The sequence below is a fragment of the Streptomyces sp. NPDC097640 genome (assembly GCF_040302705.1).
GTDB lineage: Bacteria > Actinomycetota > Actinomycetes > Streptomycetales > Streptomycetaceae > Streptomyces.
Genome location: NZ_JBEOSB010000017.1, coordinates 26333 through 44579, shown reverse-complemented (window position 1 = coordinate 44579; position 18247 = coordinate 26333). Strand labels below are relative to the sequence as shown.

General features: G+C 70.0%; 18 protein-coding genes and 2 pseudogenes. 12 read left to right on the top strand and 8 right to left on the bottom strand.

The window, feature by feature from the left end; translation table 11 throughout:
* Positions 1-9: 9 nt before the first annotated feature.
* Positions 10-669, bottom strand: a complete 660-nt coding sequence (locus ABTY62_RS25905; RefSeq protein WP_352131829.1) for a DNA-binding response regulator — start codon at positions 667-669, stop codon at positions 10-12.
* Positions 670-743: 74 nt separating this feature from the next.
* Here ABTY62_RS25905 and ABTY62_RS25900 point away from each other — a divergent pair, with 74 nt between their 5' ends.
* A complete protein-coding gene (locus tag ABTY62_RS25900) occupies positions 744-1601 on the top strand; it encodes an oxidoreductase (protein ID WP_352131828.1) in 858 nt (285 codons plus the stop codon).
* A 75-nt stretch (positions 1602-1676) separates the two neighbouring features.
* Here ABTY62_RS25900 and ABTY62_RS25895 read toward each other — a convergent pair.
* The 5 genes and pseudogenes from ABTY62_RS25895 to ABTY62_RS25875 form a co-directional block, all read right to left on the bottom strand.
* Positions 1677-1923, bottom strand: a pseudogene (locus tag ABTY62_RS25895) (GNAT family N-acetyltransferase); the annotation flags it as partial.
* Between the two features lie 39 nt (positions 1924-1962).
* Positions 1963-2991 (bottom strand): DMT family transporter, encoded by a 1029-nt coding sequence (locus ABTY62_RS25890; protein WP_352131827.1) that lies wholly within the window; start codon positions 2989-2991, stop codon positions 1963-1965.
* 8 nt (positions 2992-2999) lie between these two features.
* Complete coding sequence (locus tag ABTY62_RS25885) at positions 3000-3608, bottom strand: TetR/AcrR family transcriptional regulator (protein WP_352131826.1); 609 nt, start codon at positions 3606-3608, stop codon at positions 3000-3002.
* Positions 3609-3790: 182 nt separating this feature from the next.
* The gene (locus ABTY62_RS25880) at positions 3791-4231 is read right to left on the bottom strand and encodes a PaaI family thioesterase (RefSeq protein WP_352131825.1); all 441 of its coding nucleotides are present in this window, start codon (positions 4229-4231) and stop codon (positions 3791-3793) included.
* Between the two features lie 61 nt (positions 4232-4292).
* Positions 4293-5249: an SMP-30/gluconolactonase/LRE family protein gene (locus tag ABTY62_RS25875; protein ID WP_352131824.1), complete on the bottom strand. Its 957-nt coding sequence runs from the start codon at positions 5247-5249 to the stop codon at positions 4293-4295.
* 458 nt (positions 5250-5707) lie between these two features.
* Here ABTY62_RS25875 and ABTY62_RS25870 point away from each other — a divergent pair, with 458 nt between their 5' ends.
* A complete protein-coding gene (locus ABTY62_RS25870) occupies positions 5708-7231 on the top strand; it encodes an FAD-binding oxidoreductase (RefSeq protein ID WP_352131823.1) in 1524 nt (507 codons plus the stop codon).
* A gap of 63 nt (positions 7232-7294) precedes the next feature.
* Here ABTY62_RS25870 and ABTY62_RS25865 read toward each other — a convergent pair whose 3' ends face one another.
* Entirely contained in the window at positions 7295-8077 is a 783-nt protein-coding gene (locus ABTY62_RS25865; RefSeq protein ID WP_352131822.1) for a GntR family transcriptional regulator, read from the bottom strand.
* Positions 8078-8355: 278 nt separating this feature from the next.
* On the opposite strand from ABTY62_RS25865, the gene ABTY62_RS25860 reads away from it, so the two are divergent.
* From ABTY62_RS25860 to ABTY62_RS25815, 10 genes and pseudogenes are all read left to right on the top strand, one after another.
* On the top strand, positions 8356-9540 hold the full coding sequence (locus ABTY62_RS25860; protein WP_352131821.1) for a helix-turn-helix domain-containing protein: 1185 nt from the start codon (positions 8356-8358) through the stop codon (positions 9538-9540).
* 146 nt (positions 9541-9686) lie between these two features.
* Entirely contained in the window at positions 9687-10064 is a 378-nt protein-coding gene (locus tag ABTY62_RS25855) for a hypothetical protein (protein ID WP_352131820.1), read from the top strand.
* A gap of 167 nt (positions 10065-10231) precedes the next feature.
* Entirely contained in the window at positions 10232-10483 is a 252-nt protein-coding gene (locus ABTY62_RS25850) for a hypothetical protein (protein WP_352131819.1), read from the top strand.
* A 128-nt stretch (positions 10484-10611) separates the two neighbouring features.
* Positions 10612-10902, top strand: coding sequence for a hypothetical protein (locus ABTY62_RS25845; protein WP_352131818.1), 291 nt, complete (start codon positions 10612-10614; stop codon positions 10900-10902).
* A gap of 488 nt (positions 10903-11390) precedes the next feature.
* On the top strand, positions 11391-11777 hold the full coding sequence (locus tag ABTY62_RS25840) for an SPASM domain-containing protein (RefSeq protein ID WP_352131817.1): 387 nt from the start codon (positions 11391-11393) through the stop codon (positions 11775-11777).
* A 14-nt stretch (positions 11778-11791) separates the two neighbouring features.
* Entirely contained in the window at positions 11792-12967 is a 1176-nt protein-coding gene (locus tag ABTY62_RS25835) for a methyltransferase domain-containing protein (protein ID WP_352131816.1), read from the top strand.
* Positions 12968-12992: 25 nt separating this feature from the next.
* Positions 12993-13340, top strand: a pseudogene (locus ABTY62_RS25830) (Tn3 family transposase); the annotation flags it as partial.
* 135 nt (positions 13341-13475) lie between these two features.
* Positions 13476-14354, top strand: a complete 879-nt coding sequence (locus ABTY62_RS25825) for a CPBP family intramembrane glutamic endopeptidase (RefSeq protein ID WP_352131815.1) — start codon at positions 13476-13478, stop codon at positions 14352-14354.
* A 28-nt stretch (positions 14355-14382) separates the two neighbouring features.
* Positions 14383-15600, top strand: coding sequence for a sensor histidine kinase (locus ABTY62_RS25820; protein WP_352131814.1), 1218 nt, complete (start codon positions 14383-14385; stop codon positions 15598-15600).
* A gap of 4 nt (positions 15601-15604) precedes the next feature.
* Positions 15605-16297 (top strand): response regulator, encoded by a 693-nt coding sequence (locus tag ABTY62_RS25815; RefSeq protein ID WP_352131813.1) that lies wholly within the window; start codon positions 15605-15607, stop codon positions 16295-16297.
* Positions 16298-16829: 532 nt separating this feature from the next.
* On the opposite strand, the gene ABTY62_RS25810 is transcribed toward ABTY62_RS25815, so the two are convergent.
* On the bottom strand, positions 16830-18242 hold the full coding sequence (locus ABTY62_RS25810) for a cysteine hydrolase family protein (protein ID WP_352131812.1): 1413 nt from the start codon (positions 18240-18242) through the stop codon (positions 16830-16832).
* Positions 18243-18247: the final 5 nt, after the last annotated feature.

The following is an 18247-nucleotide window of genomic DNA, read 5'->3' as shown; positions in this document are numbered from 1 at the left end:
AGCGGCCGGTCAGCCGCTCAGGCCGAGTTCGCCCGCGCGCACCCCGGCCTGGAACCGTGAACCCGCGTCGAGGGCGGCGAGCAGCTCGGCGACCCGGCGTCGGTAGGTCCGCAGGGACATGCCGAGCTCTCGCGCGGCCGTCTCATCGGTGGCGCCGGACCCCAGCGCGCGCAGTACCGTCCGGCTCTCGGCATCGAGCTGGGGTCGCTCGCCGCGCAGGAAGACCTTGAAGTCGGTGGCGGTCTCCCAGGCGGCCTCGAACAGCGCGTAGACCCCGCCGACCAGAGTGGGCGCGGTGGTCACGGTGTACTCCCGGCCGCCGGGAGCGTCCGCGCCGGCGAGAATCGCGAACCGGCGATCGATGATGATCGTCTCGTGGGGGAGAGCGGTGACGGCCACCCGTACGTCGGCGCCCCTGTCGGCCATCTCGTTCAGGTGCGCGCGGCCGCGCTCGTCGGCCAGGGCGGCCGGGCTGTACAGCTTGCGGAACCGCCGCGTGCTGCCGCTGTTCCGGATGATCCGGTCGCGGGCGGCGTGGCGGGCGGCGAGGTGCGCCCAGGTGTCGGGATCACGGGCGGCGCAGACGAACTCCTCGCGGACCCCGGCGAACAGATGCTCCGTGCGCGCGAGAAGTTCCAGGTCACCGCGGATCGTCATGATCTCAGCCACGCCTCCATTGTGCCCACTGGCAGCAAGCTGCCATGGGTTCGCGGCCCTGACACCCCGCCGCCCAGGCTGAGCCCATGAGCGATGACTTCCGCCTCGGTGGCGACCTTGTGATCAACCGCATCGGCTTCGGGGCCATGCGCCTGCCCACCAACAGCTTTCGGGGCCCGGCCCGTGATCCCGACACCGGTCGCGCCGTGCTGCGCCGAGCGGTCGAGCTCGGCGTCAACCACATCGACACCGCCGCCTTCTACACCAGCGGCGACGGCACCGTCCGGGCCAACGACCTGATCCGCGAGGCCCTCCACCCCTACCCGGCCGATCTGGTCATCGCCACCAAGGTCGGCCCGGCCCGCACCCCCGACGGCGGCCTGGTCGAGACCACCGACCCCGCGGACCTGCGGTCGCTGGTCGAGGAGAACCTCGAAACCCTCGGCCTGGACCGCCTCCACCTGGTCTATCTGCGCATCGGCGGCATTGAGGGTCCGCCGCACGACGAGTCCGCCGCCGAGCGCTTCGAGGCGCTCGGCGCGTTGCGTGAGGAGGGTTTGATCCGCCACCTCGGCCTGAGCAACGTCAACGCCGACCACCTCGCCCAGGCCCGTGAGATCGCCCCCGTCGCGGCCGTACAGAACCACTTCCACGCCGCCCAGCGCGACGACGCGCGGCTGATGGCCGTCTGCGAGGAGGCGGGCATCGCCTACGTGCCGTTCTTCCCCCTCGGCGGCGGCGTGAGCGACCTCACCGGTGACCGCATGGCCAAGGTCGCGGCCCGGCACGGCGCGACGGTCCCGCAGATCGCCCTGGCCTGGCTGCTCGCCTCCTCGCCCGTCACCCTGGCCATCCCCGGCACCGGCTCCCTGGCCCACCTGGAGGAGAACATCGCCGCCGGGTCGATCGCCCTCACCCGTGAGGATCTCTCCGAACTCGCCTGACGCCGGGCCGGGGCACGCCTTTCGGGTGACAGCGCGTCCCCGGCCGGCGACCGCCCCGCCCGGCGTCCGGCGCGGCTACAGATCGAGCTGGTACCGGAGCGTCGTGTGCGTGGGTGAGTAGCCGAACTCGTCGTTGATGGCGCGCATTGGGCCGGTTGCTCGCGGCGGTGTCCGTCAGCAGGCCCTCGAGACGCGGGTGGTACTCGACGGCCTGCCGGATCGCCTCGGCCTTCATCCATCGGCCGAGGCCGAGCCCGCGATGTTCGGGCAGGACGCCGGTGCCGTAGTGCCGGCCGTCACCCGTACGCGGCACGACGAGCTCGAGAAGCTGTCCGCCGCGGCGCGCCGGCCGCAACGGATTTCACGGGTGCGCGTCGGCGGGCTCTCCCGGGGCCTGTCCCGGGGCCTGTCCGGGCGCGACGACCGCCGGCGCCGTCTCCGCCCGTGGCCGCCGACGGGCCGTCCCGGTCGGCAGGGTGAGTACGGCGAGGCAGCCGACGACCAGGGCGACGCCGACCCACCCGAGCGCGGGCAGGCGCTCGCCGACGACCAGTACGGCCAGGACCGCCGCGACAGCGGGTTCCAGCAGCGAGAGTGTGGTGGCCGTGCTCGCCGGGACGTGCGCCAGGCCCCAGCCGAACAGGACGTAGCCGATGAACATGGGCACCAGGGCCATGTAGACGCCGACCGCCGCGTTGGACCAGGAGTCCAGGAGCGGGCCGCCCGTGGCCAGCAGCACCGGCAGGAGCAGCAGGCCGCCGATCCCGAAGACGGTCCCCATGGCCGCGCGGGAGGTGACGCCGCGGCTGATCAGGCGGTGGGCCGCCCAGGAGTACAGGGCGTAGGTGAAACCGGCCACCAGGCCCAGCGCCACTCCGAGCACGGTCGACCCCGCGGAGCGGGCCCCGGCGGCGGAGTGCGCCCCGGCCGCCCCGGCCGCCTCGGCCGCGCACAGCAGCGCCGTCCCGGCGAGGCCCAGCGCGGCGCCGGTCATCCAGCGGCGCGTGAGGCGGCGTCCGTCCACGGCTCGCTCGATCACGGCCGAGGCGAGCGGGGCCGAGCCGATCGACACCACGGTGCCGGCGGCGACCCCGGCCAGGTGCATGGAGGTGTAGAACGCCAGCGGGTAGGTCCCCACCGCCAGCGCGCCGAGCAGCACCACGCCGCGCTGCGCGCGCAGCCCCGGCGCTTCCCGGGCGATAGGGGGGCCTGCGATCAGGGCCTGGAGCAGTCCGCCGAGCCCCATGGCGACGGCCCCGATGGCGAGCGGCCCCACGGCTGGGGCGAAGGTCGCGGCGGTGCCCGTGGTGCCCCACAGCACCGACGCCACGAGCACGCACAGCGACCCCGCGCCGGCCGAGCCGACCGTATGCCCTGCGGGACGCGTCACAGCCCGCGTCACAGCCGGTCCAGCATGTCGGCCGCCATCGTCCGCGCACGCTCCAGACGCGTGCCCGCGCCCTCAAGACCGGCCCGCGCCATCGCTCCTTCCAGCAGGAACGCCAGATGCTCCGCCACCGCGCGAGCCTCCTCGGGACGGTCGGGCAGCAGTTCCCCGACGTGCCCGGCGAGCAGGGACTCGACTTCCTCCTTGTGCCGGCGCACCACGGCCCGCCCCTCGTCCTCGGCGGGCAGCTCGGCAGCCGCGTTCAGCAGGCCGCACCCGCGAAAGCCGTGCTCGTAGGCGAAGGCGGCGTGATCGGCGTACGCGTCGAAGACGGCCAGCACGCCGCCGCGCCCGTCCCGGACCCCTTCCAGGCGCCGCCGGTACAGGCCCAGCCACTCCTCGTGCCGCGCGTCGAGGTAGGCCATCACCAGGTCGGCCTTGGAGGAGAAGTTGTTGTACAGGCTCATCTTCGCCACGCCCGCCTCGGCGGTGATCGTGTCGATCCCCGTCGCCGAGACGCCGTCCGCGTAGAAGCGGCGCGCCGCGGCGGCCAGCAGCCGCTCCCGCGCGGTCCCCCGCCGCTTGCCGGAGCGTGCTGCCGCGGTATCGGTGTCGCCCATCACGTTCCCTTCCACTCACTAGGTAGGCCAGTCTACCTAGTGAGTGAGTGGGAAGGGGGCTCGCCCGAGGGCCGGACGGCTCAGGAGTCCTGGAGCGCGGCGCGGCCAGGACGATCGGCAGTTTGCGGGGGGGGGTGCCGGTGGGCGACTGACGGGGGCGGGCCCGCCGGGGCCCGCCCCCGTCAGGTCGCGTTCGGCGGCTCGGTCGTCGGCGTCACCGCGATCGTGCCCTGCGCCACGGCGCACAGGGTCTCGGCCCCCGCGCCGTCCACCGTGGACAGGTCGCAGCGGCACACGACGCGGGTGCGGCCGGCCCGGACGACGTGCGCCTCGGCCCGCAGCAGCACTCCTTCGGCGGGCCGCAGATAGTCGATGGTGAACCCGGCGGTGATCAGCCGGGCCCCGGCCACCGTGCCCGCGGCGAAGGTCAGCGCGTTGTCGGCGGCGTAGCCGAGTACCCCGCCGTGCAGAAATCCGTGCTGCTGGCGCAGTTCGTCGCGGATGTCCAGCTCAAGCGTCGCCGCGCCGTCGCCGAAGGCCACCAGACGGGTGCCGAGCAGATTGCTGAAGGGCTGGGCCGCCAGCACCTTCCGCGCGAGCGCCAAGTCCAGAACCTCGCTCATCTCCACACCCCTTGCGCCGCTTCACTGGCCGGGCGACCATCGCGCGCGCCCGTCACGTCTGTCAACCGATGGGGATGGCGACGCCGTTGAACGTCGTCTCCGGGGTCTGGGGCGAGGTGAAGCGGGCGTTGACGAGGTAGAGGCGGTCGCCCCAGCGGGCGACGGTGGTGGGGACGTCGAAGCGGGGGTCGGTGACCGTACGGCGCAGAGTGGCGGTGCGGGCCCTGAGGTCGAGGTCGAAGACGCTGATGAGGTTGAGCCGGTTCTGGACGACGTACAGGGAGCGGCCGATGCGCAGAAGACCGTCCCCGTTGGCCACATCGGCCGCGCCGACCAGGGCGATCTCGGTGGCGTGCCCGTCGGCCAGGTCGACGTGATAGAGCCGGCCGGGCGAGCTGCTGACGACGATCAGCCCATGGGCGTCAGGGGTGCCGACGACTCCGTTGGCGTTGTTGACGTTGGGCGTCTGCACCCAGTCGCCGCCGAGCGGCAGGCGGCGGACCGCCCCCTTGCGGCCGCGCGGTACGCCGTAGAGGACGGCGTCGCGCGAGTCGGTGAACCAGGCGCGGTCGCCGAGCAGGATGACGTCGTTGATGAAGTGCCCGGTGGCGTCTGTCAGCTGGTATGTGGTGACGAGCCGGCCGGTGTGGGAGTCCACGACCCGGGCCGTCCCGCCACCGCCTCCGGAGACGTAGAGCAGACCGTCCTCGTCCAGCTTCAGCCCGACGGTCGCCGTGCCCGTGGCGCCCTCGTGGATGACGCGGCCCTCGCCGGTGCGCAGATCGGTGCGGTAGACGGCGCCGTTGGCGCGCGAGCCCATATAGGCATACGGCCTGCGGCCGATGGTGATCCCCTCGGGCATGAAGCCGTCGGGGAGCGGGAACTCGGCCGGCCACGCGGCGGCCGGGGCCGCGGTGGCGGCCTGTGCCGCCCCGGCGCCGGCCGCCACCGCGAACGCGGCGACGGCGGCACCGCCGAGAACGGCGCGCCGGGACGGCTGGGGGTGGTTCCGGGTCATGGTTCCGGACCTCCGTGAAGGGTGGGGTGGGGGCGGGAGCCTGGGGAGCCTGGCGAGATCAGCGACTCCCCGGCATCGGCAAGGGCGACGGCATCGGCAACGGCAACGGCAACGGCAACTCACTGAACTCTGTGCACATGGCGCTTCTGCTTCCACGCGGTTTCAGGTCACCCTCATGCGTAACGGGCCGCCGCCCGCCGGGGTTCCTCGGGGCGCGGGTCCGGCGGGCTGCCGGGGCACTCCGGCTCCGCTATCAGGCGGTGCGTCAGGCACGCTTTCGGGTGGCCGGCTCGCGGGCGGTCCATGACAAACGGCCAGGTCGGTGAACGATCGGTGGACCAGTCGATCCCGAGGCAATCGAGCCTCCGACCGTTTCGCGAAGGCAGGCCACAGTGATCAGCAGGCGGAACGCATTGCGGACAGGCACCCTGGGCGCCCTCGGCGCCGGGGCGTTGGCCATGAAAGCGCCGCCCGACGCGGCCGCGGCGACCGAGCCGGCGGAGCGGGTCAGCCGCCAGGACTGGAAGCGACTGGCCGCGTCGCTCTCCCCCGGCGCCACCCTCTACCGGCCCGCGAACCCCGGCTACCCGCCACTGGCGCTCCCGTTCAACCACCGGTACGCCGGGATCCACCCCGCCGGCATCGTCGCCTGCGCCACGGTCGGGGACGTACGCGAGTCGATCCGCTGGGCCCGTTCGGTGGGGCTGCCCGCGGTACCCCGCTCCGGTCTTGGCCACAACTACGCGGGCTACTCCGCCACCACGGGCCTGCTGCTCAACATGAGCCGGATGAAGAACATCGTCTCCACACCCCGGCACGCCGCCCGCTCCCGGGCATACGGGCCGATCAAGGTCGTCCACGGCGCGGGCACCGTCACCGTCGGGGCCGGGGTCACCAACGGCGACCTTCACCCGCTGCTCGAGGACCAGGGCATCTTCGTGCCGACGGGCCGCTGCCCCACGGTCGGGGTCGCCGGTCTCGTACTGGGCGGCGGGATCGGCTTCAGCGACAAGATGTTCGGCCTGACCTGCGACCGGCTGGTCGCCACGACCGTCGTACTCGCCGACGGCCGCGTCGTCGAGGTTAGTGAGGACTCGCAGCCCGGTCTGTTCTGGGCCTGCCGGGGCGGCGCGGGCAACAACTTCGGCGTGCACACCTCGTTCACGTTCCAGTACGAGCGGTTCCAGGGCGATGTGGGGTTCTACCGGCTCAGCTGGAGCCTGGACTCCGTACTGCCGGTGATGGCGACCGCACAGCGCATCGCCCAGGCGACCGAGGACGACAAGCGATTCCACCTCCGCCTCGGCATCGGCACCCGCGGGCGCACCCGGAAGCAGATCCGCACGAACGCCAACGTCAACGCGATCGGCCAGTACTACGGAACCCTCGATGAGCTGCGGGCCATCCTCGCCCCGCTCCTCGCCATCGGCACCCCCGAGGAACGAGCCCGGAACTGCGCCGCCGTCCGCGAGGTCACCCCGGCAGAGGCGAGCACGCTGCTGAGCGCCACCACCCCGGTGGAGAAGTTCGCCGCCAAGTCGGCGGTCCTGAACTCCCGAACCCTCCTCACCGACCAGCAGGTCGGCGCCGCGGCCGAGCGGCTGCTCGACTGGCCGGGCAGCAGCAACCCTGACGGGGCCGGGTACGCGATGTTCGCACTCGGCGGGGAGATCAACCGCGTACCGCGCCGGGCGACGGCCTTCGTGCACCGCAACGGCCTGTTCATCCTCGCCGCCGAGACCTCCTGGGCGGACTCCGACTCCCCCGATGTCGCCGCCGCGAATCTGCACTGGCTCCAGGAGTTCTACGCCGCCATCTTCGACGGGGCGCCTCCCGCGCACTCCTACCAGAACTTTCCCGACCCGAAGCTGAAGGACTGGCGGGAGGCCTACTACGGCGTCAACTACCCGCGGCTGGTCCGCGTGAAGCGGAGGTACGACCCGACCGACTTCTTCCGCTATCCCCAGGCAATCGGCTCCTGAGCACCCTCACTCTCACGCAGAGCGGCTGTGGTGTCGGCGCGCCCGCGGACGCCACAGCACCGCTCAGGACGGCGAAAACTCGTAGTGCAGCTCATAAAGGTGACCGGCCTTGACCATCACCGTGGCCTCAATAGGGCGTTCGTCATCGCTGTACACGACCCGCAACGTCCGCAGGACGGGCAGATTCCCCGGCAGGCCGAGCACGGTGTACTGCTCCTGTGTCGGCACACGGGCGGAAACCTTGTCCACGCTGAGCCGTGGCGGGTACCCCAGCTCCGCCAGCAACGCCGGAGTACCACCCTTGATCTTGCGGCGATCCATCATCGCCGTCCCACGAGCGAGCTCCAGCGGATAGTAGGACTTCACCAATTCCACCGGCTCGTCGTCCAGCGACAACACCTGCGCCCGCAGCAGCACCATCGCGCCCTCCGGAAGCCGCAGCGCCTCGGCCACATCCGCAGGCGGCCTCACCTCGCCGACCTCCAGAAGGCGACTGCTCCCGCGCGCTTGGTGCCCGGTGGCCGCCTCGCTGATCCACCGATACGGCTCTCCCGGCGCGGCCGGCGCCATGTACGCGGCAGGCCGCATGGTGCGCTGCCGGTGTTCCCGTACGGTGACGGCCGCCCCGGCCCGGCCGACGGCGAGACCTTCGTCCTTCAGCAGTTGCAGTGCCTTCTGCACGGTCGCGTTCGACGCGCTGAACCGCTCCTTGAGCTGTGCGGTCGAGGGGAGCCTCGCGCCCGGTAGAAGCTCGCCCGACATGATCTCGTCCCGCAGGTCCGCGGCGATTCGCTCATGCAGCGACCGCCGGTCGATCGCGTCCTGATCAGCCTTGAGCACGGTCATGCCAACCCAACTCCAGTCCAGTAGCCTGCGGCAGCCGCCCTCCGATTCGCCCGTCGTTCACGGGGCCGCTGTCTGTGCGATGTTGCTTGTTCCGATCCCCAGCCGCCCCGACAGCACCAATGGCACTGGGCCGTGCGGGACCTTGGAATCACGCATCGCGCCGTAAGTGGACATCGACAGGTCGGCAACGGCTTCGCTGGGGTGACGGGAGCCGATCACCATTTCCCTGTGACAGACCAGGGGTACCGTTCTGGTGTCGATGCAGAACGGAGACCAGTATGCCCCCGAACATTGACGAACACGCGGGTGCACGCGTCGCACACGCGCGCAAGGTCCGCCGACTGACACAAAGCGAGTTGGCCGACCTCTCGCACGTCTCCTACAGCACCCTCACCAAAGTGGAACAGGGCGTCTTGCCTGCGAGTCCGTCTGTGATCGGCGCGCTCGCCCGTGCCCTTTCCGTACCGGTTACCGAACTGACCGGACAGCCTTACCTCGAAGAGCTGCGACAGGACCAGCTGGACGGCCTGATCAACCCCATCCGTGAGGCCCTGAACATCTACGACTTCGGCCCCGACCCGGACGTGACCCCGCGCCCGGTCGAGGAATTGGAGGCGCACGCGGAGAAGCTGTGCGCCATGGTCCGTGCGACGAACATCAAGCAGGTCGCCGCCGACCTTCCCGGCCTGATCCATGAAGCAACGACGACGGCACACACGAACCCAGCCGACTCCAACTGGCGTCTGCTGGCCAGCACATACCGCACTGCGTACGACGTGACGACGAAGCTCGGATTTCCCGACCTGTGCACGGTGGCGCTGGACCGAATGGACTGGGCAGCGCAGCGAGCTTCTGACCCGGTGCTGAGCGGGATGCGTCAGTACCTGCGAGCGCTCGTCTATCTCCGTGCAAGCGACTACCGCACAGGCAAGCGGCTTGTCGTTTTGGGCATGGGCACCTTGGAACAGGCGGAACCGGGGCGCGTGACCGATGTCGTCATCGGACAGCTCCACCTCGGCGCCGCCGTGCTGGCGGGGCGCAACAAGGACAAAGACGCCGCAGAAGGACACCTCAGCGAGGCGGAGCGCATTGCGGAGCGGACGGGCCCCGCTGAGAAGGTCCATTGGCTGTCATTCGGCCCGACCAACGTGGGCGTGCACCGAGTCAGCGTCCTGGCAGAACTCGACCTGTACACGCAGGCTGTTCACTGCGGGCAAGAGGTCACGATCCCGGACGGGTGGCCCCCGTCCCGGCGCGCGCACTACCACGCCGAGGTCGCTCGAGCGCAGATGTGGACAGGCCGTACGGACGCTGCATTCAAGAGCTTGTTGAAGGCGCGCAAGCTCGCACCACAGCAGACGCGGTACCACCCCACAGTGCGCGAGACGTACGCCGGGCTGGAGTCGGCGAAGCGCAGGATGCCGGACACCTTCAGCAACTACGGCTCATGGCTGGGTCTGTGATGTGACGCAGTGTCATCCAATGGCCGGGGCTATCAGCGACATCTGATAGTTCCGGCCTCTGCATGTCGGCACGATTCCAGGGTCAGAGGACCCCCGCGACCGTGCGACCGGCCCGGGGGCAGTGGCCCACAACCCCTGGGAGGTTGATGAGCGTGGTCTACGCTATCGTCTGGATCTTCAAAGCGCTGCTACGGCTGGTGTTACCGCCGTCAGGCCGTCATCGCGCTGCCGACGGCCGTCACGCGCCGACGCTGCGCGTAGCACAGGTGCCCGCCACACCCGCACGCCCTATGGCGACGAAGCGCGCCGACACCTCCGCCGACCAGTTCCGCCCGGCCTTCGGGCCGCCGACCGGCTATGGGACGGCCATGATCCGACGCTACGTCGTAGCGCACGAACAGCAGCGGTTGCTGGAGCGCGCCGAGCGTCGGCTGAGGCGGCAGCGTCGCCGGGCGCTGTGGCTCGCTGTGCACGGGGTCGATGTCGGGCCACGCCTGATCCACGGTGTGAAGGTGGCGGCGTAGATGAGCACCCCGACGACGTCTCTGCCGCAGCGAGGACGGGACGACGGACAGGACGCGCCGCAACGGCAGCAGGACAGCCACGACCGCCCGACCCTTGAGGAACTGTGGCAGCAGTCCGCTGCCCTTAGCGAGCAGATCGCTCAGCACCTGAGTCGGGGGGTCGAACAGTGAACGGCGGGGACTGGACCAACGTCCTGCCCCGTCTCGCCATCGGCATGGTGGTCTACGACCGGCGTTACGAGATGCCCGGGACGATCGCCGACTTCGACGGTCCGATGGTGTGCCTCACCCGCCCCACCGGCCTCGAATGGCGGTCGCACTGTGCCTCGGTACGCCCCGCTACCGCGTACGAGCTGCGACAGCTACGAGCCATCGCCCAGCTTCACGCTCAGCGCCAACGAGGCATCGCCCCCGCATAGCCCGCGCCACACACGCACCAGAGTTTGCGGTGGATATAGGACGGCGACACGCCAACGCCACGGCGCGTCTGCGTCTCATATCCACCGCAAAGTCACCGAGAACACTTCGCCAGATCGGATGATCAACCATGGCAGATGGGCCCTGGCACGCCGAATGGACGTTCATCAACGCATCCGGCGTCACCACGGGAACAGTCGACGATGCGCGGTATTTCGATATTCGCACAGCCATATTCAAGGCGGCCGACAAGTCACTACGAGATCTGTCCCACGAGGGAACCGCTGAGAGAGACAAGCCCTGGAAACTCCTCGCCGGAGCCCTGTACTCCGAGGCGATGCTATCGGCCGACGAGATCGGCAAATGGCGTTACGTGAGTCCGGACGGCTGGGCGCATGTGACAGTTCACTTCACGCCGTAAATGTGGCTTCCCCCGGCCCGTCCCCCGGCGCGTCGGCCTCGAGGCAACGCGCTCTGGCGGGACCGTTGCGAGGCCGAGCGCCGGGCGGGTGCCCTACGCGCCGTGGAAGTCCGGGCCAGGTACCAGGACCCTGGGAAGACAACAGCTCAATCCATAGATCTAAGTAAATCCAAGGAGAGCACCAGCGCAATGACAGCAATCCTCGAAGGCCTGGCTCACACACCGACGGGTCTGCTCAGCGTTCTGGAAATGGAGATCTCGGGTAAGTGTCAGGAGCGGTGCATCCACTGCCTGAGCTCGTCCAGCCCGCAGGGCACGCACGGCACCATGACGCTCGCCGAGTGGCAAACGATCATCACAGACGCGGCAGCGCTGGAAATCCCCAAGATTCAGTTAATCGGCGGAGAGCCGACGCTGTACCCGCACTGGGTCGAACTTACGCGAACATCGCCGAAGCCGTGCGACGGGGCATCCCGCTACGCGTCGGCATGGTTGACGTGCTGCCTGGCCAGCGGGTTAGGGAAGGCCGCGCGGAACTCGTCGCGATGGGGGTCAAACAGATCAACATCGATCGTGTGCGCGCTGTGGGGCGAGGGGCGGAGCTTGGCACGACGCCCAGTGTCAACGAACTGCGTGGGCGTTGCGGGCGGGGACGCGCGGCGGTACTCCCTGACGGGGAACTCGCGTTGTGCGTACTGTCACGGTTCATGCCGTGCGGCAACGTCAAGGAGCAGCCGCTTGCGGCGATTCTCGACGGACCCGAGTGGCGTGCGGCCGTCGAGCGAATCCCGCTAAGCAACTCGGCCTGCACACCTGACGACTCCAGCGATTGCGACCCTTCCAACACCACGGCGCGCGACCCCGCATACGAGTAGGTAGGAAGGGACCCATGGACTGGGAACCACACGCCGCCAGGCTCGCGGACGAAGTCACCGACCCCGTATCACGCTGGCGGCAACCCGTCGCGAGCGTGCCCCGTCACGAGTTGGTACCCCGCTGGTGGGAGAGGGACGGAGCCGGCGGGTGGATGCTGCGGGACGGCACTGCGGATCCTTCAGCGTGGCTGACCACTGCCTACAGCGACAGGTCAGTGATCACCCGCGTGGGCACACTGCACGCCGACCATGCAAAGCCGGACGACCGCCCCCAGGGGCTGCCCACGTCGTCCGCCACGCTGCCGAGCCTGGTGGTACGGATGCTGCGCCATGGACGACTTGCCGACGGGCTCGTCCTGTTGGACCTGGGCACGGGGGCCGGGGGACTCACCGCCTACGCTGCCAGGCGGCTTGGAGACCACCACGTGACCAGCGTGGACGTGGACCCGTACGTGACGGGCGCTGCTGCGGAACGGCTCACTCGTATGGGGCTGCGTCCACGGTTCATCACGTTGGACGCGACGGCGACGATCTCCGGCACGTACGACCGGATCATCGCGACCGTCGCTCTCCAACCCGGCACGTCGTTCCGGACGATGCTCGGGGCACTCCGTGAGGGCGGGCGGCTGGTGACCACGCTGGCCAACACCTCGTTGATCCTCACAGCGTGGAAGGGAAGCGATGGAGAAGCACTCGGCCAGATCGAACGCGACACCGCCGGATTCATGCTGACCCGCAGTGGGGAGGACTACCCGCCCCCACCCTCCGCTGTGTTCGCCCTCGCACGGGAAGCAGACGGGGACGAGATCAGCACGGGCCGGTATCCCGTGCTGGATGTGGCGAACGCTTGGGAAATCCGATCCATGTTGGAGATCACCACACCGGGGGTGGAACTCGCATACCACCAGGAAGGCAGACACCGGACCGCCTACCTGGTCCATGAGGACGGTTCATGGGCCCGTGCGTCTGGGGAATGGCTGGACCCGCCCACGGTCCACCAAGGCGGCCCGCAACGGCTCTGGACGGCCCTGGAGCGCATCCGGAACCGGATCAATGCCGAGGGAGGGCTACCGCTGTACGGCGCGCGAGTCCGCATCACCCCTGATGGGGTCTGTCACCTTTCCCGTGGAACCTGGCGGGCTGCCATGAACGGCCCTGTTCTCCCGAAGCCACGGCGAAGTGACAAGTAGCTCTCTGTAGAACCGGAACTCCGCCAACCACGACCTCTTCTACGGCAAGGACGGCGACCTGGCCGGGCAGGACAAGGAGAGCCAGGAAGTCTCCATGCTGGCCCTGCGCCTGCTCCAGTCCGCGTTGGTGCACGTCAACACGCGCCTGCTCCAGGACATTCTGTCCGGGGAAAAGTGGCAGGCCCGCCTCTCCGGTGCGGACCGGCGGGCGCTGTCCCCACTGTTCTGGACGCATGTGAACCCCTACGGCCGGTTCGAGCCGGACATGAACTCCCACCTCGATCTCGCCTCCGCGGCGGCCATGGTTCCTGGGCCTCGCACGGCGCCCGGTCCTGTTCGTGCCTCGGCTGTGTCCCGTGGCGGAGCGGGCTGAGCGGGCGGGCGCGGGTGGCGCATCCCCCGTGAGAGCTACAGGAGCTGTCCATGCGCAGGTGATTCGCTGACGTCGGCGGATTCCTAGCGTGGTCATCAGGTCGCCGCAGGTGCGACCACTACAGGGGAGGCCACCATGGACACGACGTCCGCCACACAGCACGACACAGGCTCCGGCCTGGACAAGGACCGCGACGGACGCGGCGGCCGTTTCGGCCGGATCGCGCGCTCTCCGCTCGGCTGGATGCTGACGGGGATGGTCGGCGTCGGTCTGGTCTCGGCCCTGACGGCGACCGGACCCGGCCCGGTGCCGGTGCTGGGCGCGGCCGCCGCGGTGGCCGTGTACTGGTGGGTCATGCGCCGTGTCGCACGACGCTCCACGCCGGAGATCGCCCGGCTCGGGGCCGGTCGGGATGCGCTGCTCGGCGGCGGGATCGGCCTGGGCTTCATCCTTGTGTCCGCTCTCCTGATCACGGCGTTCGGAGGCTACTCGTTCTCCTGGGCGGGCAACGGCTTCATGTCGGTCGTCTGGACCACAGTCGTGGTGCAGATCGGCGCCGCGGTCACCGAGGAGTTGATGTTCCGTGGTCTTGCCCTGCAGGCCCTGGAGCAGCTGTGGGGCAGCCGTGCCGCCCTCGTGATCACCTCGCTGTTCTTCGGTGTCGCCCACCTTGGCGCCCCGGGAGCGAGCCCGTGGAGCGGACTGGCGATCGCTCTGGAGGCGGGCGTCCTGCTCGGAGCCGCGTTCTTGTGGCGGCGTAACATCTGGTTCGTCGCGGGTCTGCACTTCGCCTGGAACACCACGGAGCAGCTGCTCGGCATCCCGGTCTCCGGACACACCCCCGAGGGTCTGTTCACCGCCGACATCCACGGCTCCGCCCTCCTGAGCGGCGGCAGCTTCGGCCTGGAGACATCGATTGTGTCCGTCCTCATCGGCGTGGCTCTCGCCGTCCCGATGCTCGTCCTCACCCACCGGAACGGTGGGATCAAGACCCGTCGACGCGCGGGCCACTGAGACAGGCCGGCTGGAGGAAACGGAAGTGATGTCCCGTCAGGCGTTCTGGAGCCTCCCGCTGCTCCAGGCGCCGCTCGACTGGTGGCAGGAGCGGGATGCTTTCCTCAAGGACGGCATCCTCGCCCTGACGCTCACCCTGCTGGCCTTCGTGCCGACCCTGTCCAACATCGGTGCGCAGATCGGCGATCTGCCCGAGCGGCCGGCGAACGTGCTGAGCGTCGGGCTGGTCCTGGCCCAGACCCTGCCGCTGGCGGTCCGCCGCAGGTGGCCCGCAGCCTGTCTGGCCGGCGTCGCGGGCGCGTTCGCCGTGCACCAGTCGCTGGGCTTCGCGACGACGTTCGCGAGTATGGGGCTGTATCTGGCCCTGTACTCTGCCGGGGCCCATCAGGTCCGCTTCCGCCACGGTCTGGCCGTCGTGGCGAGTGTGGGCTACGCCATGCTGGCCGTCGTCCTGGACCGCCTCGGCTCACCGCAGTCAATACCGGACTATCTCGCGTTCTATCTGGTTCTGGTCGCGGTCTGGCTGGTGGGGAGTACGGTGCGCACGCGGCGGACGGAAGAGGCGAAGCGGCGGCGACTGGCTGCCGAGGTGGCCACGGCAGCCGAGCGGGCGCGGATCGCCCGCGAACTGCACGACGTGGTCACCCACCACGTGACGGCCATGGTGGTCCAAGCCGACGCGGCGCAGTTCCTGCTCACGTCCGCGCCGGAACGCGCCGGCGAGGGACTGACGGCCGTCAGCGACACCGGCCGTCGGGCGCTGACGGAACTGCGGTACCTGCTCGGCGTCCTGGAGGCGACCGGCGAGTCGGCGTCTGCGGACCAGGCGGGTGCGGGCCGGGCGCCCACCCTGGGACGGGTGGGGGACCTGGCCGAGCAGGCCCGCAGGTCGGGTCAGCCGGTCGAGTTCAGCGAGCAGGGCGAGCGGCGGCCGCAGAGCGTGGACGTGGAGCTGGCCGCGTACCGGGTGGTGCAGGAGGCGCTCACCAACGCCATGAAGTACGCGGCCGGGAAGCCGACACGGGTCCTGCTCCGGCACAGCGACGAGCACATCGAGATCGAGGTGACCACCGACGGACCCGTCGCCGCACCGGTCACGCGGAAACCGGGCCCTGCGGGCGGACGAGGGCTCGCCGGGCTGCGTGCACGGGTGCGGATGCTCGATGGTGAACTGGAGGCCGGTCCCCGCCCCGAGGGCGGGTTCGAGGTCTGCGCCACGATTCCGTCCAAGCCCCTTCAGGAGTGACCCCGTGAGCGATGCGCCGCCACCGATCCGTGTGCTCGTCTGCGACGACCAGGCGCTGGTGCGGACCGGCTACGTCACCATCTTCTCTGCGCAGCCCGACATGGAGGTCGTCGGGGAGGCCGAGAACGGCCACGAGGCGGTTCAGGCCGCGCGGCGGCTGCGCCCCGACGTGGTCGTGATGGACATCCGGATGCCCCTGCTCGACGGCATCCAGGCGACGCGGCAACTGGCCGGTCCCGATACCGAAGGCGCGCCGAAGGTACTGGTCGTCACCACGTTCAACGTCGACGCCTACGTCTACGACGCGTTGCGCGCCGGAGCGAGCGGCTTCCTCCTCAAAGACGCGCCTCCGGCGGAGCTGGTCAACGGCATCCGGACCGTCGCCCAGGGCGAGGCCCTGCTGGCACCCGCCGTCACCCGCCACCTCATCGGCCACTTCGCCCAGCATCTGCGACCGGCCGACACCTCCCGGCCGGCCAGGCAGGACATCGTGCGTGCGCTGACCCCCCGCGAGCTGGAAGCGCTCCAGCTGATCGCCGAGGGGCTGTCGAACGCGGAGATCGCTGCGGCGATGTTCATCACGCCCGAGACCGTCAAGACCTATGTGTCGCGAATCCTGGCGAAACTCGGCCTGCGCGACCGCGTCCAGGCCGTTGTCCTCACCTACCGGGTCGGACTGGTGTCCGGCACGCCGTGAACCGGCATGGCCGTGTGCCCGAGGTACAGCGCCGCCCACCCGGCAGACCCGGCGGAGCCCCCGCCTCTCCCTTGGTGATCTCCCCGACAGGGAAGCATGGACTGGAGCCCGACCCGCGACTGCTCGCACAAACGGTCCTTTGCTGGAGCAAGATCGACAATGGTCCGCCAAACCTTCGTTGATCTCACATCGGTTCGCAGAACCCGTTCTCACCCAAAAGCAGGGGACAGACCCCGTTCTGAGACTTGCATGGTGCGAAAACCCGGGGCCATGACGGAGCCTCAGCACCCTTCCCCAACCGACCGGTCGGACGCCGACGACGTCGAACAGCACGCCTGCCCGAAGTGTGACGCACAGCCCGGCTCGCCCTGACCGAGCGTCAATCGGATGACAAAGAGCTACTTGTCACTTCGCTGCAGCTTCGGGAGCACAGGGCCTGAACGGCCGGTAACCCCCAGTCGGCCCCGTCCGTCCGTGCCCCTTCTCCGGGGCGGCCCGCCGGACACCCGACGGGCCCGGCCCGGTGACAGCCTCACGCCGAGCGCGTACGGCCGCGACGGGCGCCCCGGCCGCGGGTTCCCGGGCCGGGCTGATCGCCGCGCGGGGTGACGCCTAGGCCCTTGAGGCGTTCGAAGTCCGCTGTGTCGATCTTCTCCAGGACCTCCAGCTGCCGCTCCAGCGCATCGGACTGCGAGCCGAAGTCGTCATGCCTGCGCAGCGCGTTGGCCGTGGTGACGTGGTAGCGGGCGAGGGCGACCTTCAGGCTGCGGCTCTCCAGGACCATCCGGTAGATCGTCTCCTCCGCCAGGGCGTCCTGGACCGATCTGACGGGGCGGGTGAAGAAGAGCGTGACGATCTGGCCGGCGCCGAGCGCGCCGAGGACGGCGGGGCTCTCCCAGCCGACCCGGCCCGGGAGGAAGACGCCGAGGAGGGAGAGCAGGAGGGCGGTCAGCAGCAGACAGGTGCCCAGGCCCAGCAGGAACTTGCTGGCGAAGCCGACGGTGCGCTGGGCCTGTCTGAGGCGCTCGGAGGTCTGGATGCGGTAGTCGCGCAGCCGGGCGTCCTCGTAGGAGAGGATGCCCTGCTTGTCCTGGATGTACGAGGAGTAGCCGGCGAACTCCGCGTCCTCGCCGCGGGCGAGCCGCCGGTCGTCGTCCGGGCGGGAGCCGAGGAAGCGGGCCAGTTCGGCGAGGCCGTTCATCACCTCGGTGCGCAGCACGCGCTGACAGAAGTCCAGGGCGGTGAGATGGCGTTCCAGGGTGCGGCTGGCGGTGAGGGCGTCGGAGACGACGAGTTGCCGCACGTCGTAGCGGGAGCGGATGCCGGTCAGCAGGAGCTGGATCTTTATGTCGGTGAGGACGCCGATCACCACGACGTGGGTCGTCTCGTGTCGGCCGTCGGCCAGGAGCCCGTCCAGCAGCGTGGCCAGCGGGGAGGCCTCGCGGGTGGCGGGGGTGTCCTGGAAGTCGTAGAGGGTGTTGGACCGCACATGGTGGACGCGCAGCCTGCCGCCCCAGCCGTCCTCGGGGCCGCAGGCGGGCGGCGGCTCGGGGGCCAGCAGGTCGGTCAGGCCGTCGACGTAGGCCGCGCCCCAGGTGTCGGCCTCGCAGTGCGCGCCGTACTGCCTGCGTTCGAGGTCGTACGCCTCCCCCGGGACATGCCAGTCGCGGACGTTGATCAGGTGGAGCGTCCCCTCGCCATGGCCGCGGACACGGGAGCCGACGGTGGCGTCGAGGAAGCGGGCGAGGGGCGAGCGGCTCAGCTCCGCCTCGGGCAGAACCCGGCGGTGGCCCTCCGTGCGGAGGGCGTCACCGCCTTCGCAGTCCAGCAGCAGCTTGGAGACCGCGCTCTCAGGCAGTGACAGCTGACAGTCCAGATTCAGGAAGAAGTCGTTCTGTAGACACTGCGTGATGAGGATGTACTGCTCCTCGCCCGCCGGTTCCATCGGTC

What these genes read in the sequence shown, in the direction of transcription:
- ABTY62_RS25820 (WP_352131814.1), top strand. Translation starts at nt 14,383, where the DNA reads ATGTCCCGTCAGGCGTTCTGGAGCCTCCCGCTGCTCCAGGCGCCGCTC.
- ABTY62_RS25840 (WP_352131817.1), top strand. Translation starts at nt 11,391, where the DNA reads ATGGTTGACGTGCTGCCTGGCCAGCGGGTTAGGGAAGGCCGCGCGGAA.
- ABTY62_RS25870 (WP_352131823.1), top strand. Translation starts at nt 5,708, where the DNA reads ATGAAAGCGCCGCCCGACGCGGCCGCGGCGACCGAGCCGGCGGAGCGG.
- ABTY62_RS25810 (WP_352131812.1), bottom strand. Translation starts at nt 18,242, where the DNA reads ATGGAACCGGCGGGCGAGGAGCAGTACATCCTCATCACGCAGTGTCTA.
- ABTY62_RS25855 (WP_352131820.1), top strand. Translation starts at nt 9,687, where the DNA reads ATGAGCGTGGTCTACGCTATCGTCTGGATCTTCAAAGCGCTGCTACGG.
- ABTY62_RS25835 (WP_352131816.1), top strand. Translation starts at nt 11,792, where the DNA reads ATGGACTGGGAACCACACGCCGCCAGGCTCGCGGACGAAGTCACCGAC.
- ABTY62_RS25865 (WP_352131822.1), bottom strand. Translation starts at nt 8,077, where the DNA reads ATGACCGTGCTCAAGGCTGATCAGGACGCGATCGACCGGCGGTCGCTG.
- ABTY62_RS25900 (WP_352131828.1), top strand. Translation starts at nt 744, where the DNA reads ATGAGCGATGACTTCCGCCTCGGTGGCGACCTTGTGATCAACCGCATC.
- ABTY62_RS25885 (WP_352131826.1), bottom strand. Translation starts at nt 3,608, where the DNA reads ATGGGCGACACCGATACCGCGGCAGCACGCTCCGGCAAGCGGCGGGGG.
- ABTY62_RS25875 (WP_352131824.1), bottom strand. Translation starts at nt 5,249, where the DNA reads ATGACCCGGAACCACCCCCAGCCGTCCCGGCGCGCCGTTCTCGGCGGT.
- ABTY62_RS25845 (WP_352131818.1), top strand. Translation starts at nt 10,612, where the DNA reads ATGGCAGATGGGCCCTGGCACGCCGAATGGACGTTCATCAACGCATCC.
- ABTY62_RS25825 (WP_352131815.1), top strand. Translation starts at nt 13,476, where the DNA reads ATGGACACGACGTCCGCCACACAGCACGACACAGGCTCCGGCCTGGAC.
- ABTY62_RS25860 (WP_352131821.1), top strand. Translation starts at nt 8,356, where the DNA reads ATGCCCCCGAACATTGACGAACACGCGGGTGCACGCGTCGCACACGCG.
- ABTY62_RS25880 (WP_352131825.1), bottom strand. Translation starts at nt 4,231, where the DNA reads ATGAGCGAGGTTCTGGACTTGGCGCTCGCGCGGAAGGTGCTGGCGGCC.